Source organism: Winogradskyella sp. (assembly GCF_028282165.1).
Classification (GTDB): Bacteria; Bacteroidota; Bacteroidia; order Flavobacteriales; family Flavobacteriaceae; genus Winogradskyella.
This window is the reverse complement of record NZ_JANQIM010000033.1, coordinates 263,828-284,292: the sequence shown is the minus strand read 5'-3', so window position 1 is coordinate 284,292 and position 20,465 is coordinate 263,828. Positions and strand designations below refer to the sequence as shown.

Here is a 20,465-nt window from a genome sequence, read left to right as displayed (position 1 = left end):
TTATTCAATTTTTATTGTTGTTAGCCTTATTCTCTTACTAACCTAATGGTTTTAGAACCATTAGCACCTTGTACTTTAGCAAAGTAAACACCTGTTCTCAAAGATGAGGCATCGATAATAGCCTCATTAGAATTAGGTGATAATGTTAATACTTGCTTACCTAAAATATCGTAGACTGTAACGTTGGTAATTGTATTTGAGCTTGACACATTCCAATCGCCTCTTGTAGGATTAGGAAATACTTTAAATTCAATAACATCAAATTCTTCGTTAGATAAGGTGCCCCCAGTAAAGATGATGTTGTCAAAAAACACAATTCCACCTTGAGCAACTGATTGCATAAAAGGATCTACTTTCCATTGGAAGAAAACCGTTGAATCGAAACCTAAACCAGTAAAATAAGTCATTGGAATAGTAACATGTGTCCAAGTTTCTGTAACTATTGCTTCATTTGTACCAACCTCGTAGTTAAATTCCTGAACTGCACCATCATTATCAATTAAAACAATTCTAAATCCTGGCGTACCAGAAGAAGCCCAATAATCGAACTCAAGATCCTGAAAAGATGAAACGTCATCAGGACCTCCTTCGCCTTGACCCCATCCAGCTACACTAAAATTCATTTTCAAAGCATTATTTACACCTGCTGTTGGATCTAAATCCACATCACCTTGTGATGTTCCAAAGGGATATTGAACAGGGAAATTGGTAGTGTATCCATTGGTATCATTGTAAATACTGTAAACCTCATTATCTGGGTCTGTAGGTATTGGTGCAGCAGTCGCTGGTTCTGGATCTGTAGGTACTACTGCTCCATTAGGACCATCTATATTATCAATATAATATGTTCCTGTGGCTGTATTTCCGCCACCCGAATCTGTGAAGATTACCAAAACAGGATATTCGGTGCCTAAACCCGGTCCGAAATCAACATTCACAGTTTGCCAACCAGAAACATCTGTATTAAAAAATAATTCTGTTGCTCCAGAAGAACCACCTTCTAACTTTAACAAATGCGTACGCGTTGTAGCGTCTGGCGCCCAAATCTCAAGCGAAATAGTGTTGTTACCATCATCGGACAAATCGATGAAAGTATCTAAATTGATGGATGCACCATCAAAATCAGCACCTGCTCCAATCATTTCCAACACTTGGTTACCTGCATCAGTTGGGTCTGTTACCACACTGGCAACAGTACCATTGAAACCAGAAAATGCATCATCCTCAGGCACTTCAAAGTCCAAAGGCAAGGACTGGCTAAAACCAAAAGAGGTAAGAATAAGTGTTAAACACAATAAAGTAATTTTTTTCATAATGATAATTTATTTTAGTTATTTATTAGTTATTAGCAATTTTAATATTTAAAAATTAGCTATTTCGTAAAGTTATTAATAAGTTAATGATTATTCCTTAAATGCACCTTAACAAAAAACATACAACGAAATCGATTTAGTTAAGATTTGCAACATGCCTCAAAAGTCTTGCTATTTCTGAATTCCACAACATTCATATTTTTTTTTATTGTGAGTTGTAGTGGTAATGTTGTGGTGTAAATACTGTTTAGACTTAGAACTTATACTCTATTTAATATTTCAATTTCTCATTTTTGTCCCAAATACCCCAAAAAGCTCCAACGTCACCTTCACCGCCAACTTTCCAAGATTCGTCAAAAGCTGAAAAATAAAATACATCTATATCTTCTTCTAGTGCCCATTTCTGGGTATTAAGGAAGTACTTTATCGCGTTAGCTTCTGATGGAAACGCACCCTGCAAGTTGGTGCCTTCGCTAGGCCATCCCGTTTCTGTTATAATCACCTTTTTACCATTTCCTGCACGCATTGCTTTATGGTACATATCCTTCATATACAATAAAGAATAATCTAAATCACACCCTTCCCAAAAGGGGTAACAATTGGCTAATATAATATCGCAGGCATCGGTAATTGCCGGACGTTCCTGAAATTCATAATAGGCATCTACGTAACCAATTGGTATATCTAAACCTTTAGTTGATGCCTTAACATAATGGATTTTATCTAAAAGTTCGTCTTCGGTTAAGTCACCTCTATACATTACTTCGTTACCCACTGCTGCCACATCTACCAAACCGTCATGACATAGGCTTATTAAATTTTCTAATTCATTTTCATTGATTTCGGGATTATCTCCTAACCAAGCACCGACTAACGTCTTTATCCCCATTTCCCTAGCTATCTTTGGTATAAGCTCATTACCATCTGTACAAGAAAATGAACGCACCCATTTCATGTAAGGTTTCATTTTTTTTAATCGACGACGGATTTGTTCTTCAGACAGTTGGTCACCCGGTTCCTGTCCTTCTTCATAAGGGCTAGCACATAAACCATGTACACCTGTCTTTAAGGATTTTCTGAACATTCTCCTCAAATCCTTAGTAGATTTCCCTTGATAGTCTATGGATGCTAATGCAAAAAATTTTTCTTCCCTTAAAGACATAACTATTATAGTTGACTTTTAACTATACTTTAGATTCTCATGTTTATCCCAAAGTCCCCAATAAGCGCCTACTTCACCTTCGGGCCCGACTTTCCAAGATTCATCAAATGATGAAAAATAAAAAATTGGTATCTCATTTTCTTTGGTCCAACGCATAGTATCGATGAAATACTTCATAGCAGCTTCCTCGCCTGCAATAGCACCTCTAAGGCCTCCTCCTTGGCTAGGCCATCCGGTTTCCGTAATAATGATCGGCTTGCCTTGAGCCGCATCAACAACTTGCCCATACATGGCTTGCATATGTCCCAAAGCATACTCTATTGGGCAACCTTCCCAATAAGGGTACAAATTAGCCAAAACAACATCTGTACTTTCCACCAATATAGGATGACGTGAAAACTCATAATAAGCATCGACATAACCCACAGGAATATTCATTCCTGACAATGCTTCCTTAACACGATTTATATAACCAACAAGCTCCTCTAAGGTTAAGTCATTTCGGTATAACACTTCATTACCAACAGCAGCAACATCTACACAACCTTCTTTTGCGAGTTGAATAAGGCCTTCAATCTCTTGCTCATTATCATTCTTATCATCGCCAAGCCAAGCACCTACTAAAGTCTTAAGGCCATGTTTCTTAGACATCCTTGCAACGTGTTCATTTCCTTCTATACAAGAAAATGAACGGATCCACTTGGCATAAGGTTTCAAAATCCCTACTCTACGGTCTACTTGTTGTTCTGTAATTGTATCGCCTGGTCTTTGACCATCTTCGTACATGCTAAAGCAAATTCCATGCATACCCTCTTCGAGGGTTTTGCGCCATAATGCCTTTAACTCTTCTAAACTATATTTTGACAAGTCAATACCTTGTGTTGCTATTTGACTATATTCGCTTTTCTTAAAATAGTGTCCTTCTCTGTATGACATTTTTGATTTTAGTTTTATGTTATAATTAAACTTTCTTTGCGTTTATCTAACTTTACTTTTATTTCTTCTGAGCGTTCTTCATTAAGGCTATAGTTTCTCATTATCAACATAGCTAATAAAGTACCAGCCATTGGAAAAAAACAGAAGAATGCATGAAGACCGTCAACTGCAGTCTGCTGTTCTGTTGTTGCAAGATCAGCATCAAACCCAACAATACTTATAATTACGCCACTTAATGCTCCGGCGATAGCAAATCCGACTTTGACCATCCACCAATAAATGGCACCAAAAACACCTTCTCTTCTTAATCCAGAGTTTAATTCATCTACATCAATCACATCTGCAGTCATAGACATCATTATGGTAAAAAGGCTTCCTATTCCGAATGAGAAGAACGGTAATGCTATGATATACATCCATGGTTTACCAGGGATAAAAAGAAACCAAAGTAAAACATATCCTATAACAGATATTCCTTGGCAATACATAAATGCTTTCTTTTTTCCGTAAATCCTAGACATCCTAGTTACAACAGGTATTACTATGAATGTGGTCCCTAAAGCTCCCAAACAGCCAAATAATGACACCCAAACACCGCTGGCAGCAGCATCGCCATTAAATAGCTTATAAACAATAACGAAAAACGTTAATGCAGCGACAGTGTTAAAGGCATTAAAGATTAAAAAAGTTGCCGCACAAAGCTTTCTAAATTCTTTAATCTTAAAAGCTGCTATAAAGCTGTTATAGAATATTTTTTTTAAGCTTCTACCAATATTCTTAAAGCTTATAGGTTCGTAATCTTCATTTAATGTAGATTTACTTTTAATAAATATAGCTGGCACCATGGCGCAAACAGCACAAGGAATAGCCACCCAAACCGCTAATTGCCTAGCAGCCACTTCTGCTGAAGGAAACCAATTAGGATCGTACATTATAATCCAAAACAGTGGTGCAATGACCCAAGCCCATTGACCTATCCATTGGGCGACAGCCATAATATGGGTGCGTTCGTGAAAGTCATCACTCATCTCATAACCCATGGCAACATAAGGCACACTAAAAATGGTAAGGCCTAAATAAAACAAAAGTGACCATGAGAAAAAATACCAAAAATTGTGCTGTAAGGTATTTTCCTTATAAAGTTGCCACATAAAGATATAGGCAACACCCATTATAATAGCACCTAAAAGGACATATTGACGTCTACGTCCATATTTAGATTTAGTATTATCCGAAATATAACCCATTATGGGGTCGGTAATAGCATCAAATATTCTTGGAAAGAAAAATATAAGCCCGTACAACCACCCTGTAAATTCTAAATCTTCTACAAGGACTACCATAAATATTCCAAGTATAGCAGGAAACATTTGATTGGCCAGCATACCTACACCAAAGGCCACTTTTTGACCAAATGGAACTTTATTTTTCTTCAATTTATACATATACGACTTGTATTGTAGCTAAGAATTAAAATACACCTCTACAATTCTTTCGTGTGTAAATCTTAAGACGATCTACCTCTTTAGCACCCGATGGTATTTCCTCAAGTTTTAAGCCAGGATAGTCATCAGCTTCTTTCCATTTTTCAATAGTGGAACTAAAAAACGCAGACGATGTAGAATCGGTTTCATAAATAATTAAATCATATGCTTCACCTAAGTCACCGCCAAAACGCGTAACCACTTGCCATTCACCATCTCTCTTGTATGATGTATTTGTATGATCGGATTGTGGATAATATCTATCATCGGTTGGTCTAATCATTACCCAAATATCCTTAGCATGCCCTTCTGGATAAACGCCCATAGTTAGAATACGACAGTCCACAGAATCTTGGTCTATAGGTGATACCACTTTTATATCGGTCACCGGCCCTTCAATCTTTAGCTTATTCCCAATAGAGACTTGTTCTAATTGGTTATTAACACTAACTAATTCGGACGAATAACTACCATACATCATCATTAAGACGCCAATGATTGCAAAAAAAACTGCAATTTTGGTATTGAGAAGTCTTTTGCCTGAACCTCCTTTAATAATGCTACCTGCGACCGCGATGAGTGCAAGTGCTAATCCTACTAATACGATTATTATTTTTGTTGACATTTTTCTTGATTTAGTTTGAAAATAAATTCGATTTTTATAAAACTCCTCTACGTTCTTCAAGTTGAGCTTTAATCTCTTTAGCTCTTTCTTCAGAAAGACTATATTTCCACATAACCCAAATAGCAAGTGCTGCAGTCACTACTGGAAAAACAATATCTGCAATCCTAAGATTCACTAATGTTTCTTCGGATTGAGTTGCCAGACCTCCATCAAATCCGATGAGTTGCAATACCAGCCCCCCAAACACCAAAGCTAGTCCTTGTCCGAGTTTCACAACCCACCAATATAAGGCCCCAAAAGTTCCTTCTTTACGTGGCATACCATTTACCAATTCATCCAAGTCACAGACATCCGCAGTCATACTCATCATTAGCGTAAACAAACTACCCAAACCAAATGATATCAATGGGATTGGAATAAACATTAACCATGGATTATCTGGAGTAAACGTCCACCATTTTAGCACATAACCAATAATGGAGAGTGCTGTTGATATAATAAATGCATTCTTCTTTCCCCATTTATTTGCCATAGCAGAAACAATCGGAATAACAACTATTGCAGACACTAAAGCACTTACTGAACTAAACCATGCTGGCCACGTACCCGTTGCACCGTAATCGCCACTAAATAAGTAAAATACTATTATGAAAAAACTAAATGAGGCAACGATTTGAAATCCATTAAAGACTAAAAATGTTGCACCACATAATTTCATAAATGGCTTGTTTTTTATAGCCTCTCCAATACTGGCCACCAAGTCTTTTAGATTACTAAATATGGTTTTAAGTGTGAGTTTCTTTCTATCTTCCATATGTCCGGCATCAATACCTCTACAAAAAATGGCAGGCAAAATTCCCAAAAACAAACAACCTGCACCAACATATAAAGCTAAGGTTCTAATACCAATGGCTTGGCTTTCAAAAAGGTTTTCATTTGGTATCATTGGCCAAAACCACGGTACAATGACCCAAGCTACTAAACCAACCGTTTGAGAGAAGGCCATTAAACGTGTTCTTTCATTATAATCCGTTGTCATTTCAAAACCAAGACCCACCAATGGTGTCGCAAACATGGTATTTCCAATTAAAAAAACAAGGGACATAATTAAAAAGTACCAAAAATTGAATGTTGCCGAAGCATTTTCATCCATTTGCCATAGCAGAACAAAAAATATGGCACTTAAAATGGCTCCAACAAAAATGTAAGGTCTTCTTCGCCCATATCTTGAACTCGTATTATCTGATATAAAACCCATAACAGGATCAGTAATGGCATCAAAAATTCGCGGCAATCCTCCTAAAATTCCAGCTTGGAGAGGATCCATTCCAAAGACCGTTAATAAGAAAAACATAAAAACTCCCAATGCACCAGGTAACAAGTTTAACACTAGATGACCTGCACCGAAAGCAGCCTTCTGACCTAAAGGCACTCTATCTTTTGCGGCTGTTTTCTGATTTGACATAATATTGATTTTTAGTTAGTTGGTATTATAATGGTTTGAATAGCTTGTGGGCTAATTCTAATTTGTTTGCTCATATTATTAAGGCTCAAGGTAAAGCTTTTGGCTTCTTTGCCTTCATTGAATACTACTATAGCAATTGAACCGTCTGTATTTTTGGCTGCTGAAACCATTAAATCATCATCCGTTTTTTTAACGTCTATAACCTCAGCCTCAGGGCGAATAAATTTGCTAAAATGTGTCATTGTATAATACAATGGGGTAAAATACACCTCATCCTTATCGGGATCTACTATGACTGGTGCTATACACCAATTCTTAAACCAATTGGGACCACCTTGAGTATCTAACACCATATTCCAATCGACCCATCCGTCGACCCAATTATTCAAACAGCCAATAATATCTCTTGCGTACCTATTAACCGGTGCATATTTAGGATGTAGATGTTTGTCTTCTTCTGGTGCCCAATCCCAGCCCCAATCCGTAGCCTCTTTCTTCCAATACCAAGCATCATCTTTCCAAACTGGAACTTCAGCATCAACACAGGCCTCTGATTGAATTAAGTATTTATCTGGAGCCTTATTATGTGCATATTGCAATTCTTCAGGAAAATAATGAAACGTACTTGCATACCAATGAATAGCGGTACCATCAAAGTATTTTGAGGTTTCCTCATTTTTATATTGAGAGTCTACCCATTCTTTTAAATGCTCACGATTTTGGTCGTATCCTAATATTTTTAGATCTCCTTTACCGTCTGCTTCTAACTTCGGGCCTAAATAATGCTGAACAAAGTTGGTCATCTCATCTGGTGTAAAGTGCATGCTCTCCCAGTTGTTACCATTCCCTAAGGGTTCGTTTTCAACAGTAAAACCCCAAATATTTATACCTTCTGCTTTGTAAGCATCAACATATTTTGAAAAAAATAATGCCCATGTATCGTAATATTCCGGAAGTAGTTTGCCCCCAACATAATTGTTATTATCCTTCATCCAAGGCGCTGCTGTCCAAGGTGAAGCAAATATTTTAAATCCTTCTTTAGACGCTTTCATCGCATCCTTTATAAAGGGGATTAAATCCTCTTTATCCTCTTGTATTGAAAAGTGTTCTAATTCTTTATCACCTTCAACTGGTGTGTATGAATAGTTGCTGAGTGAAAAATCACAAGAATTCATATGAGTTCTAGTCAAAGAATATTTTGCTCCTGTCTCCCCAAAATAAGCTTCAATGATTTTCGCTCTGTTTTCTTTGCTTAATTTATTCAAAAGATATGCTGAAGACTCTGTAAATGCTCCGCCAAAACCAGTAATGGTTTGATACTTCTTTTCTGGATTTAATGTAATTGTTGACACTTGCTCTGTTGAAGCAAATTCGGTAAGTTTTGTCAACTTGTTTCCGCCTTCGGAGGTTTCATAAACTTCTATATTCAACTGTTCCTGTTTTTCAGCACAACTCATAACCATAAGAATTAAAAAAAAGATCGATAAATTGCTAATTGGTCTCATGCTTACATCTTTTAGTTTGATTTATGATTTAAAACTTCTTCTTTAGTTGGTGGCACCAATACATCCTTCATCAATGCTTCTTTATCGCCATTATAAGTTTTGCTAATGGGGTTTCCATTTCTAGTTAATCCAGTAAAAACACCTTTATCGACCATACCCCAAAGCGCGTATTTGGCTTTTCCTTCGACCGTAAACAATCCAAAATGATTTTCTGAACCCTGCGGGTTATTAGCATCCTTCCAAGGTTCATCAAATCCTTCGAAGTAAAAACAAGCAATCTTATTTTTATTGGTATAGTCTCTTATCAACTCATGGAATCTAGCTTCTTTAAATTCGTCAGTAGCTCTTGAACCATCGGGCCCGTAAAAACTATTAGATACAGTTGCCCATCCTGTTTCTCCAATATGAATTGGTTTATCTTCACCTATACTCTTAACATAATCAGAAACGCTCTGATACTGCCCTTTAGAATACTCTAAGGAACGCTTCATTGCTGCTTCAATCTTTTCCATATCCGATAGTCCTACTTCATCTTCTGGGACATACCAAAAATCGGGATTGTAATGTGTATCGTGCATTGGGTAAGTGTGCATGGAAATGAAGTCTACTGCTTTTATAAGGCTGTTTAAGTCTTCAACATGATATTCATCTCCGCCACCACCCCAAGATGCAAAATTATCGGAACTGGTTATCCATAAATCTTTCGGAAGTTCTCCTATTGTTTTAAGGTTTTGAAGATGATTAACCCACTTTAAAATAACATCTGGCTGTACATAATACAAAGCTTGCCATTTTACCATGGCTTCATTTCCTACAGCGATCACTTTCACAATGTCTGGATATTGCTTAGCTAGTGTTACGGCTTTATTAATCTCAGCTGCATTCTCTTCACTTTCCTGACTATGATCGACTTGGTCCGTAAAGGCATTTTTGCAGTTAATCCACGCACCGAGCATCACATACATTTCAAAATTTGGATCTTCCTTTTTTATTTCTGAAATGGCTTTTAAAACATTTGACGCATGAGGTAAGTATACTTTATAAGTACGGATGATCCCCACACCCATTGCAGACAAAAGCTTGATGTCCTCTTTGAGTTCCTCAATAGTAGGTTCTATGTCGTGATCAACATTTCTATAACCACCGTAAGACATAGCTAAATATTCTGGATGACCTAAAATGTCTTTTGCCGATAACTGTTTTTCAACTTCCTGCTGCTCTTTCAATTTAGGGGTTTCTTTACAAGACCAAATGAACATTGAAATAAATGCTATTGCCCATATATATTTATTCAATCTCATTGTGTAGTCTTTATTTAATTAATCTTATATATTTAAACCTTTATCGTCTTGCCATTATTTCTTCTTCAGAAGGTGGTACGAGAACATCTTCTAAAAGTAACGCTTTGTCACCGTTATAGGTTTTTGTGATCGTATTACCTCCTCTTGTTAATCCGTCAAAAATGCCTTGGTCTACCAAATCCCAAATAGGATATTTCGCCTTACCTTCGATGGTAAATAATCCAAAATGATTTTCTGAGCCTTTAGCATTATGGGCATCTTTCCATTTCTCGTTAAATGCTTCGAAATAAAAACAAGAAATTCCGGCCATATTTGTCCAACGTCTCATTGATTTGTAGTACAACCCTTGTTTATATTCGTCTGTGGCACGAGAACCATTGTTGCCATAATGCCCATTAGAAATCGTTGCCCAACCTGTCTCACCTATATGGATTGGCTTATTAACACCCAAGCTTTTCATATAGTTAGTAACACTATCATATTGCTTTTGGGCAAATTTTAGCGCCCTTTCCATCGCCATTTCTATTTTAGTTGAATCAGGCATGTCTTTATGGGCTTCTGGCACTCCCCAAAATTCTGGATTATAATGCGAATTATGATAAGGATATGTATGCATGGATATAAAATCTACGGCCTCTACCAATTTCTCTAAATCTTCCACGTGATACTCGGCAGAACCTCCTCCCCAAGATGAAAAATCATCAGAACTTGTGATCCATAAATCTTTAGGCAGCTTACCTTCTTTTTTTAAGTCTTGTAAGTGATTTACCCATTTTAAAATCACTTCTGGTTGAACATAATACGATGTTGCCCATTTTACCATAGCTTCGTTGCCTACCGCAATAATTTTAACAATGTCTGGATATTCATTGGCCAATGCAGCCGCTCTTTCTATTTCACCTTCATTATTAGGGCTTTCTACATCGTGATTGGGTGCTTTATCTGTCCAAGCATTTAGGCAATCAATCCATGCACCTAACATTACATACATTTCAAAATCCGCATCTTCAGCCTTTAACTCTCTAATAGCCTTTAAAACATTGGATGCATGTGGTAATTTTGGCTGAACATTATATGTTCTAAGCAACTTAACACCCATTGCCGATAATATTTTTAAATCTTCCTTTAATTCTGGTATAGTAGGCTGACTATCCCTTGATCGTTCTCGGTAACCGCCATAGGATATGGCCAAATATTGCGGATTTCCTAATATATCTTTCGCTGTCACTTCTTTCTTAATTTGGGTTGAAGACATTTCGTCTTTTTTCTTTTCACTGCAAGACACCATGAAGACTAGAGATAAAACAAAAATTATAACAACTCCTTTTTTCATGATTACTGATTTTATTTTAGGTATTCTTCTTTAATATAAACTGTAACGACTTTAATACTTCCAGAACGACTGAAGACCTCAGCGCTAGTAGTTTTATCTAGACTTAATTCATCAAATGATACTTCAGAACCATCATTAAAGGTTACAACTGTTTTATATTCATTGGCAATGGTATACACTATAGGTACTTGGCAATAAGTAAATACCAATTGTTCATTACGTAAATTTAGTATTGACGCTTCTCCATCTGCTGACACATAATTGAAGGTTTGCTCTACTGATAAAAATTCATCTTTGCGAAGCATACAAGGATTAAAAACCAAATGACCATTTTTGACGAAAACACCTAACTCACCAAAACGGCTTAAAATATCTTCTTTAACCTGACCTGTCATTCCAGGTTGCTGGGCACCTTTACCAGCTGGCGTGTGCGAATATGGATCCGTTGGAAATGCACCATACAGTTCGGGTGATTTGTGTACACCTATACCTTCGTTAATTTCATAATAGTGCTCTAATAGTCTACCTACAACTTCATCGCTTTCATTGTCTTCTATGGCTTTCTGGCAACATTCCATCACAGCAAGCAATAGTTTTGAAACCATATGCCAATAAATAGATCCTAATCCCTCGTATCCGTAGAATGTTCCTGAGCGCCCTGTAAAAGCTTTATGGTTGAATAAATCTTCAAAAATTTGAAGCACTTTGGCTTTATCAGTTACAGCTAGAGTTTCATAACTCGTCCCTGCAAAATCTTTGAGCGCCTCTTTAAGGTCATCAGCATTTTTAAAGTTACCGTTAAAGTGGTACTCACCGTTAATGTCTTTTTCTAGGATACGTACATTGCCATCTGCAACTAAGGTGGTTAAAAGCTCTGAACTTTCAACAGCACTTGCTGGAATAGTATTTCTATCCATAAACCCTTTTAAGTTTTTATATGGATATAAAATGTAACTGTATTGGTCGTCTCTGAAAAGAGAGCTGTGTTTAAGACCATCTAATACTGCTAAATTCTCGCGAGAAGACAAGAATCCTGAACTCAAAGCAGCTACTTGACCTTCTAACATTTCATCTAAATAAGAAATAGAAATACTATCATTACTGCTTACCGTCATAATGTTGTAGGCATGATACAAATCGTCCGAACGTTTATTGGCTTTAATAGAATGCGCTAAATATTCGAGACCAACCTTAATGAACCCTCTTATTGAACTTACGGGCACACTAGACTTACGGCCAGAGAATGCGTTATTGTAGATTTGTTCTCTGTATTGGCTTCCTGCTTCCCCCAATTGATCTAAAACTTTCTTGCGGTCAGAATCATTGATTTTACCTGCTAATATATACTGGTGGTTTTTGAAGGTTTCTGAAACGGCATTATAAAAAGTGAGTAATTCGTTTGATAGCTCTATAGATTCAGTACTCACATTAGTAAATACTGTATCAAAGAATTTTAAAAAGCGTCTCAAGTAATATAAGGTTACCATAGACACACCGTTACCAACCAAAGCATTGTTGGCATCATTCCATTCTGGGCGTTGTGTATTCATCCAAATACCTCCCTCTGGTATAAAATTGGATAATTTGGCTAAAGTTGTGGCTAGTATCTTTTCTACAAAATTTACTTTTACAATAAGTCGGTTTTCATCCCTCAATAAAGCACCATCTGCACCTAATTCTAATCTATCTTGGCGAATTCTCCGATCTAAATCTTCATCAAACTCAATCGTGTCTTTTGGATTCTGAAGTAAGTCTGTGTAAGGCTTTATCTTATAAGGCACATTGGCATATACAAACAAATCCTTATTAAAAAAACTTTCCAATTTCCCTGGGTTATGTCCTTCAATGAATTCTAAAAACTTAAGCAAATAAATGATTTGGTGATCTCCCCAATACCCAATATACGACCAAGGGTCGTCTGGTTCTATAATTTCCCAATCGAACCCGTCTTTCGTAATCCTATATGGATTATAACCATCAAACGTAGTTGCGTTTAAGAATTTATGAATCATACTTTCCATAAACTCAGGATACGAATGTGCTAGAGCCTCCCAATTCTGAAATATATCGCGCCAGTTCCCTTCATAATCTAGAATCTTGGAGCCATCTATTTCACTTCTTGTATTAATAGAAAACCTATTCCAAGGTCTACTAGGATCACCATGTCGTCGACTAAATTTTAATGGCATATATTCTAGACACAAACGTCTAAAATTTTTATCATCAGACTTATAAGCAATGTCTTTTAGATAGGTTACCGAAAATGTAGCTGGCATCGCATTGATAACACCCTCTAATTTTCTAGATACTTTCTTATTTGCCTTCGCTATATATTTTTCAAAATCCCATTTTTCAATAGTGTAGCCATCATCAAAAATACCTCCTCTCATTATATTAAACAGCGTATTTGAAAAATGTCTAGTATCCCTAAAGTTATCTGATGTTAACTGTAATCCATCTGAAGAGGCATTTAATTTTATAAGCTTTTTAGTGCCTAAATCGATATTCTCTTCAAGTTTGCTCAATAACTGATTGTCTTCACTTATCTGTTTTGAAATCTGAACAATTGCCGAGTGATCTTGATTAACATTGGCAACGATGACCCAATCCTTTATTTCCTTTGAAGCCAATTGAATTTGGGAACTGACAAAATACGCCCCCTTTTCAGCTTTTACATCAATCTCTTGATGGATATCTTCAAAGTTTCTAAAGCTATCTAGTTGAAGTGAAGACAGTAAATAATTGGGATTCTCAAGACCCAATGACCAAGCTATATTTGCTTTGAGCGCTTCACTTGGCTCGGCCTTATCAACAATAATGGCACTTAATGCAAAAATTCCGATTCCAGTGTTTTCGACCAATTCGGTACGCTTGTAGGCATCTACTAGATTACTGCTTGCATTTTGTAAGGCACTACTAACCCCATATGGTAATACGTTCTGAATGCCATCTAAAACATTTACTGTAAGAGGTAAGGTTGAATTATTGACAAGTCTTGATTTTTTAACAAAACCAAACCTATTACTAGAGCACCATTCATATCTAAAGATAAGGTCCAAGTCCAGGTTTTCTTCTTCAAAAATTACAGCATTCCCATAGACACTTTTGTAAAGGTTGCGCCTCATGTTATAATCATCCTGAAATCTGATAGAAAATGGTTCCCAAATATATCTTTCGCCATTCTTGTTGATTTGAAAAATGGATTTAGCCCCAGTTATTTCAGATGACTCTGTGATTTTGTCATCGGAATAATAAGGAAATAATGCATATTCAGAATTTTTGCGTCCAGCAGTTAATCCGCCATTACTTGATATAAACATCCAATGATTAGAATCACTCACAATGCTCATAAAAAACGGACGCATTTGATCACTATTAGAAATCTTAAAATAAGCCTTACCGTCTATAGTTACAGGCTCTAGATTCACAGCTTTGTCTTGTTGGATAGTATCTTTCAATTTCTTATTTAATTCAATGTTAGCAATTTTGAGGACAAGGGTCAAAAAGGTCAAGAATAGCCTCTCTTGACCTTTATTAGACTTATAATTTTTGTTTTAATCTGCTGCGTATACTCTTACGTAGTCCACATACATGGTCTGCGGGAATACAGTATCAGCATTCGGTGAACCAGGTAAATTACCTCCCACCGCAATATTCAGAATAATGTAAAATGGACGGTTAAAAACCCAATCACCTGCGTTACTGAGCATACTATTCTCAATAGATTCTTCGGCTTCTTCAGCTATAACTTCTGGTGTAAGAGACTGATATAAATCGCCGTCTACATAAAAGTTAATTCTGTTGGGACTCCACTCTACGCCAAAGACATGGAACTCATCATCGAAACGACTATTTTGGAGTTCATAATCCTTAGAAACAGAATCACCAGCATTATAACCAGGCCCATGGACACTACCAAAAACTACAGTTGGTTCATCACCAAGATATTCCATGATGTCTATCTCACCACAATTAGGCCAAGGATTTTCATCACAGTCATTACCTAATAACCAAAATGCTGGCCACAACCCTTTACCCCAAGGTAATTTTATACGAGCCTCAAAACGCCCATATTGTTGCTCAAAACCATTACCAGTTCCTGGGTCTATTTGAGTAATTATCCTTCCAGACGTATAAGCAGCACCTTCAAAATCTTCTCTTAAGGCAGTTATTTTTAAATAACCATTCTCAGCCTCATCATCATACTCTACTACAACATTCTCAGGTCTATCGGTATAATACTGTAATTCATTGTTTCCCCAGCCTGGTATACCTTGTTCTGCACCATTACCAATTTCATAGCTCCAAATGGTAGGATCTGGCGCTCCTGGATCATTAAACTCATCCTGCATTGTTATGGTACCAAAATTTGCCACGACCTGAGTATCATCAGGGTTACAACTTATAATCATAGCACTAATTGCTGTAATTCCCAAAAATGCAAAGCACCATTGCAGTACGCTTAATTTTATTTTCTTCTTAAAGTTCATAGTTTTTATGTATTAGTTTTCAGAATAGAAATATATGTTATCTAAAGAAAGTGTACTTATTGTGTTATCCGTTACTGTAAATAGCGCACCTAAAGCTTCTCTTCCGCCTAATCCAATGAAACTTGACAATGGAATGTCGAACTCTACCCACTGGTTAGCTTGTAAATCGTTCGATAATATTGTAAAGCTTCCTTCTGACTCACTTGGCGTTGTGAAATTATTAAACAAGGCAAATCTTACAAAGTCCCCTGGATCAACATTTTCATTTACTCTTACGTCTATATGTAAATGTGTCATTTCTGTAGCATCAATTGGTGGCACATCGCTGCCATCTCTTCCATAAAATTCAATAGCTACAAAGTCTAGCTGAGTATAAGTAATAACGTTGTTACCATCTTCATCTACGTCACCACCTAAGGTATTCTGCTCAAGGTAAAAACCATTAAAATTATCTACAGGTTCATTAGCAAATACATCACTAAAAATAGAAATGACATCAATATTTACAGCTTCTATGGTTAGAGATCCGTCGGCGTCAACACCTGCTAAATCAGCTGTAATTACAGACGTATTAATAAGTTCTCCCGTTTCTGGGTCAACTTCCCCTGGTCCATCAACTGTAACTAAACCAAATTCATCTACTGAAGCTACAAACGGATTTGAGCTATCAAAATCAAAATAAGAGGGAGCCGCATTCACGGTTATATCTAAACCATTGGGGCCATTCGCTGTATAGGTCAACCCAATCACTGGTACAGATGTACCGACATTAGCCTGACCTGTTTGATCTTGCCCTCCAAATATCTTTGGTCTTGGTTGGCCCAAAGTTCCTAAGTTTTCAAAACGTAATTCGTCTATCCAAAAAGTATAACCAACACCATTTGTGCTTTCTGTACCTGCCGAAAATAAGAACATTCCCTTTTCTTGAACTAACTTTGAAGGATCTGGAATTGGAATAATAACTTTTTTCCAATCTGTAGATAGTTCTGTATTGTTTAAAGAAACCGCGTATTTATCCTCTTCAAAATCGGAACCAAAACCAAAGACACCTACAGTTGCCGTAGTCGAACCTTTTACCCAAAAGGTTAGGGCATCATAGCCTGTTAGATTTCTGCCGTCGCCTCTGTCCTTAAAAATACCTCCTATAAAACCCCCGTTAGGATCATTTGGTGTAGGAACATCAATTCTAATTGATGTTGTACCCTCATAGGCCTCACTATCATCAGTGCTAAAACCTTCAGTATTGGCTCCGACAGCTGGGTCAAAAGAATCAAAAAACTCATCTGTTAGTCCAACTGGTGCATCTGTAAAAATATCTGGCGTTACAGGGAAAGTTGCTAAATCCACGTCATCAGAGAAACCTCTTTCGCAGCCTATCATCGCGACACATAGTAATCCCAATAAAGGAAAGATGACGTAATATCTTAAACTAAATTTTTTCATAATCATAGAATTTTATTTGCCAATATTAATATGTATATATGTTCTAATCTCCCATTCTGACCCATTGGGGAATCCCACAGGGCTAAGAATTGGTGGTGTGTTAGGATTTGTTGCATTTGGATCTGTAGCTAGAGGTGAAAACCTAGGTGAAAATTCATCTAAAGAACGCCACATTCCTCTAATACCAACCTGTGTGCTTGGTAATATAAACCAATCTGGTTTACCCAAGGTTGTAGAAACATCTAGCATTAGCTGTAACGGGAATGTTAAGTTGAAATCACGATGATAATCAAACGGTCCCCAATCATTGACTCTAATATGGGACATGACCTTAATCTTTTTGTAGAGCAATCTTAAATCTCCACCAAAGCGCGTGATTGTTCTATCAGAATCACCGTTACCCTGTCCGTTTCCGTAGTAGAAATTACCAATAATACCTAAATCTGGACTTAATTTTGAAACTATACGCGTATGCGCTTCCCACAAATCTTCTGCTGGAGCAGACTCTCCAAATGCAAAAAATGTACGATCGGCCAAGAAACCGATATGTGCATCTTGTGTGGTGGGTAAATGCCTGTACACAAACCCTAGATTAAAAGCAAACTTTGCATCTTCAGCTCGGTCGTTGTTCCATTCGTACATCCATGTTCCAGGAGTTGGATCAAATGTTAATAATATTTCTCCAGCAGTTGTTTCTCTATTGCCACCTCTTACAGCAAATGGATCATCTATAACGTTTCTTAATCTCCCCGGCCCTGGCACTCCATTTGGCATAGGATCTACTAAAGGTTTTTGCCACATAAAATTGGGGGCTATTTGCAGATCACCAAATGTGTATGTAAATCCAGATAGGAAGTTCGTCATATTACCACTACCTGAATCCAAAAGTCTCCAACCTGTAAAGGTTCTTGTTTGATCTACACCACCGTTAGCTACAAGACCCATATAGGATCCTTGCGCGTACCAGTTAAAAGGTCCACTTTGATAAGTAACTTTAGCTTTTGCTCCCCAATTATCTTCGCCTTGTACTTTATCTACAACAACGACATCATTGTCTTCTTCATACATTTGAAAAGAGCTTCCATTTAATGGGCTACCGCCCCAAATACCACCTACAGTAACACCAAAACTACCGAAATCTCTTTCAATAGCTATCGTTGCTCTTTCTTGAGGCCAAGCAGGAATAATACCAGAACGCACCTGGTTGGCATCTAATACACGCCTTCCTGTTTCATCAAACTCTAGATCAGTGTTAAGGTCTCTGTGATAAATACCCGTGACATCCCAGTCTAATATTTTTCTAGAATATTTAAGCAACATAGTCGGGTTTGCTCCCCACCATAATTGCGGACCAAAAGCAGCCTTAAGGCCGTCTAATTCTCCTTTGGCGTCTACTTCTATTCCTAATATTTCACCGTTGTAGATATCTAAATTTGGCCCATAGTTAGCTTCTGGGTAAAGGTTAAAGAAATCCCCTTCATAGGCCCAGTGGTAATGACCGGTTCTGTAAAACCCTCTTAAATCGAAGTCTTTGGCGTTCCACTCAAATTCAGCTTGATAAACACGTAGTCTGTTGAAATCAGCAATTTCCACATCTACATTATTACCACCATCAACACCAGTAACTGTTACAGGTCTACCTGCATTCTCATAAAAAATTTCGTTTATGGGGTTCTCTGCGACATTTCCTAAAATGTTAAAGTCAACATTTGCACGCATATTTGAAGATGGTTTTCCTTCAATACCGACAAAGTAGGACTGCATATGATCGAAACCTAGCTGATTTGGAAATTGATTCACATTAGGATCTTCTGTTTCTGGTGTTGTAATGAGACTACCACCAGTATTAAACGTTGTAAATTCTGCTCTAAGTCTACTTATACCCAACTTCCCTGTAGAACCACCTTCAAGAGCGGCCTTATCGCCTCTGGCCTTTAGTACCGCGTCCATCAGATTTATATTATTGAAGTAGTTTTCCACAAATTCCATATTCATGCCTTGATCATACGGATTCAATTGATGTACTTCTTTTAGTGCATAGTAAGCAGCTCTTGGATAAAGATCGTACAAACCTCTTTCATTAGTTGGTCCCTTAGCGCATATACCAAACCACTCTTCGTTCATGTTATTTCCACCTGGTGCTAAATCTCTAGAATAACCACCATTAGGCCATGTTGCAATTGTATTATGCACATCAAAATCCTTGGTTTGATTCCACTTCCACCATCCATCACTAGATTGAAATGTAAAACCACCTATTGAATTTCCAGTCTTACCCAAACCTGCGGCATTCTGATAAATATCTTTCCAGTTCCCCACATTGTAATAAGCTTGCGAATATTGATCTTCCTTATTTTCTATTGCATTAAACGCGTCAGCGCCAAACTCGGCGAATAATATTGGTTTATCCAATTCATCATTTACACGTTGAAAAGCATCCCCAAATGAGATTCCTCTATACATATTTGTACCATAAATGTCAATATCTTTACAGTATTGTTTTACAATATCTAAGTAGAGTAAATCCCCATTACATATGGCAACAGGAACTGAATTATCTATTCCTTTTATTGCTAGAGCTGCATCATTAAATGCTTTATAAAGTCCTTCTGCTGCCAAGCGAATGCCAGGGTCTACTCCATCAATCGGTATGGCTTCTGTTTCTGCTCCTGTCCAAGACAGATGATAGTTGTTTTCATTACCTACCATGTACAATAAAAGTCCAGGCGTATCTTTGTACTTATTGGCCATATCGGTAACTTCTTTCATCAAGACCTCGCGAGTAGCGGGATCCGTATAATCCGTTTGTGGTACCCAAGCTCCATTAATTGTAAGACCATAAGCTCCAAATTGGGTATTTAACATGGTATAAATACCATAATTTTCATAGATATAAGTAATCCACTTAGGTTCTAAACCATAGGTACGTATTGCATTTACACCCATATTTTTAAATAGGGCCATTTCAGCATCCAAAGCAGCTCTAATAATATCGTCTGATTCTGCCCAGATACCTTTATCAAGAATACCATTACCTATTGGAACATAATCCCAATTTACTCCATTAACCATCATGGTTTGGCCATTAGCAACAAGTCTAAAACCATCGGCGCTTTTTTCGACTGATACTTTATTTGATTGCGCCAGTGCAAATGGCACACTAAGCATAAAGAACAGTACAATTAGATTATTTTTCATATAGTTAGTTTTATATTTTTTGTTGATTTCTTAAGGTAATCAGCCTTATCATAAGCTATGCAAATGTTTTTCTTTAGGGCATAAAATTTTGGTTAAAAAAGGTCAATACATGGTAAATATTGACCTTTTAAGCACAGACTAGTAGACTAAATAATTATTTTGTTGTTAATTTTAAACCAGTACTCAAAATAGCAGCTAGTTATGTCTAGT

At 37.0% G+C, this 20,465-nt stretch carries 13 protein-coding genes; all 13 read right to left on the bottom strand.

From position 1 onward, the window contains the following. Window positions 1-26: 26 nt before the first annotated feature. Window positions 27-1,313, bottom strand: coding sequence for a T9SS type A sorting domain-containing protein (locus Q0972_RS13225; protein ID WP_299366293.1), 1,287 nt, complete (start codon window positions 1,311-1,313; stop codon window positions 27-29). Window positions 1,314-1,584: 271 nt separating this feature from the next. Continuing rightward, window positions 1,585-2,475, bottom strand: a complete 891-nt coding sequence (locus Q0972_RS13220) for a glycosyl hydrolase family 17 protein (protein ID WP_299366291.1) — start codon at window positions 2,473-2,475, stop codon at window positions 1,585-1,587. 18 nt (window positions 2,476-2,493) lie between these two features. Next, window positions 2,494-3,411 carry a glycosyl hydrolase family 17 protein gene (locus Q0972_RS13215; protein ID WP_299366289.1) on the bottom strand — a complete coding sequence of 306 codons (918 nt, stop codon included), beginning with the start codon at window positions 3,409-3,411 and terminating at the stop codon, window positions 2,494-2,496. Between the two features lie 14 nt (window positions 3,412-3,425). Beyond that, entirely contained in the window at window positions 3,426-4,856 is a 1,431-nt protein-coding gene (locus Q0972_RS13210) for an MFS transporter (protein WP_299366287.1), read from the bottom strand. Window positions 4,857-4,881: 25 nt separating this feature from the next. Next, window positions 4,882-5,520, bottom strand: coding sequence for a hypothetical protein (locus Q0972_RS13205; RefSeq protein ID WP_299366285.1), 639 nt, complete (start codon window positions 5,518-5,520; stop codon window positions 4,882-4,884). A 34-nt stretch (window positions 5,521-5,554) separates the two neighbouring features. Continuing rightward, entirely contained in the window at window positions 5,555-6,985 is a 1,431-nt protein-coding gene (locus Q0972_RS13200) for an MFS transporter (RefSeq protein WP_299366283.1), read from the bottom strand. Between the two features lie 11 nt (window positions 6,986-6,996). Further along, window positions 6,997-8,490, bottom strand: a complete 1,494-nt coding sequence (locus Q0972_RS13195; protein ID WP_299366281.1) for a glycoside hydrolase family 30 protein — start codon at window positions 8,488-8,490, stop codon at window positions 6,997-6,999. Between the two features lie 11 nt (window positions 8,491-8,501). Next, window positions 8,502-9,791 carry a glycosyl hydrolase family 17 gene (locus tag Q0972_RS13190; RefSeq protein WP_299366279.1) on the bottom strand — a complete coding sequence of 430 codons (1,290 nt, stop codon included), beginning with the start codon at window positions 9,789-9,791 and terminating at the stop codon, window positions 8,502-8,504. Window positions 9,792-9,831: 40 nt separating this feature from the next. Beyond that, complete coding sequence (locus Q0972_RS13185) at window positions 9,832-11,124, bottom strand: glycosyl hydrolase family 17 protein (protein ID WP_299366278.1); 1,293 nt, start codon at window positions 11,122-11,124, stop codon at window positions 9,832-9,834. An 11-nt stretch (window positions 11,125-11,135) separates the two neighbouring features. Continuing rightward, window positions 11,136-14,582, bottom strand: coding sequence for a hypothetical protein (locus tag Q0972_RS13180; protein ID WP_299366276.1), 3,447 nt, complete (start codon window positions 14,580-14,582; stop codon window positions 11,136-11,138). Between the two features lie 96 nt (window positions 14,583-14,678). Continuing rightward, the gene (locus Q0972_RS13175; RefSeq protein ID WP_299366274.1) at window positions 14,679-15,614 is read right to left on the bottom strand and encodes a glycoside hydrolase family 16 protein; all 936 of its coding nucleotides are present in this window, start codon (window positions 15,612-15,614) and stop codon (window positions 14,679-14,681) included. A 12-nt stretch (window positions 15,615-15,626) separates the two neighbouring features. Continuing rightward, on the bottom strand, window positions 15,627-17,057 hold the full coding sequence (locus Q0972_RS13170; protein WP_299366272.1) for a carbohydrate-binding protein: 1,431 nt from the start codon (window positions 17,055-17,057) through the stop codon (window positions 15,627-15,629). Window positions 17,058-17,069: 12 nt separating this feature from the next. Then, window positions 17,070-20,255: a glycoside hydrolase family 2 TIM barrel-domain containing protein gene (locus Q0972_RS13165; RefSeq protein WP_299366270.1), complete on the bottom strand. Its 3,186-nt coding sequence runs from the start codon at window positions 20,253-20,255 to the stop codon at window positions 17,070-17,072. Window positions 20,256-20,465: the final 210 nt, after the last annotated feature.

What these genes read in the sequence shown, in the direction of transcription:
- Q0972_RS13225 (WP_299366293.1), bottom strand. Translation starts at nt 1,313, where the DNA reads ATGAAAAAAATTACTTTATTGTGTTTAACACTTATTCTTACCTCTTTT.
- Q0972_RS13220 (WP_299366291.1), bottom strand. Translation starts at nt 2,475, where the DNA reads ATGTCTTTAAGGGAAGAAAAATTTTTTGCATTAGCATCCATAGACTAT.
- Q0972_RS13215 (WP_299366289.1), bottom strand. Translation starts at nt 3,411, where the DNA reads ATGTCATACAGAGAAGGACACTATTTTAAGAAAAGCGAATATAGTCAA.
- Q0972_RS13210 (WP_299366287.1), bottom strand. Translation starts at nt 4,856, where the DNA reads ATGTATAAATTGAAGAAAAATAAAGTTCCATTTGGTCAAAAAGTGGCC.
- Q0972_RS13205 (WP_299366285.1), bottom strand. Translation starts at nt 5,520, where the DNA reads ATGTCAACAAAAATAATAATCGTATTAGTAGGATTAGCACTTGCACTC.
- Q0972_RS13200 (WP_299366283.1), bottom strand. Translation starts at nt 6,985, where the DNA reads ATGTCAAATCAGAAAACAGCCGCAAAAGATAGAGTGCCTTTAGGTCAG.
- Q0972_RS13195 (WP_299366281.1), bottom strand. Translation starts at nt 8,490, where the DNA reads ATGAGACCAATTAGCAATTTATCGATCTTTTTTTTAATTCTTATGGTT.
- Q0972_RS13190 (WP_299366279.1), bottom strand. Translation starts at nt 9,791, where the DNA reads ATGAGATTGAATAAATATATATGGGCAATAGCATTTATTTCAATGTTC.
- Q0972_RS13185 (WP_299366278.1), bottom strand. Translation starts at nt 11,124, where the DNA reads ATGAAAAAAGGAGTTGTTATAATTTTTGTTTTATCTCTAGTCTTCATG.
- Q0972_RS13175 (WP_299366274.1), bottom strand. Translation starts at nt 15,614, where the DNA reads ATGAACTTTAAGAAGAAAATAAAATTAAGCGTACTGCAATGGTGCTTT.
- Q0972_RS13170 (WP_299366272.1), bottom strand. Translation starts at nt 17,057, where the DNA reads ATGAAAAAATTTAGTTTAAGATATTACGTCATCTTTCCTTTATTGGGA.
- Q0972_RS13165 (WP_299366270.1), bottom strand. Translation starts at nt 20,255, where the DNA reads ATGAAAAATAATCTAATTGTACTGTTCTTTATGCTTAGTGTGCCATTT.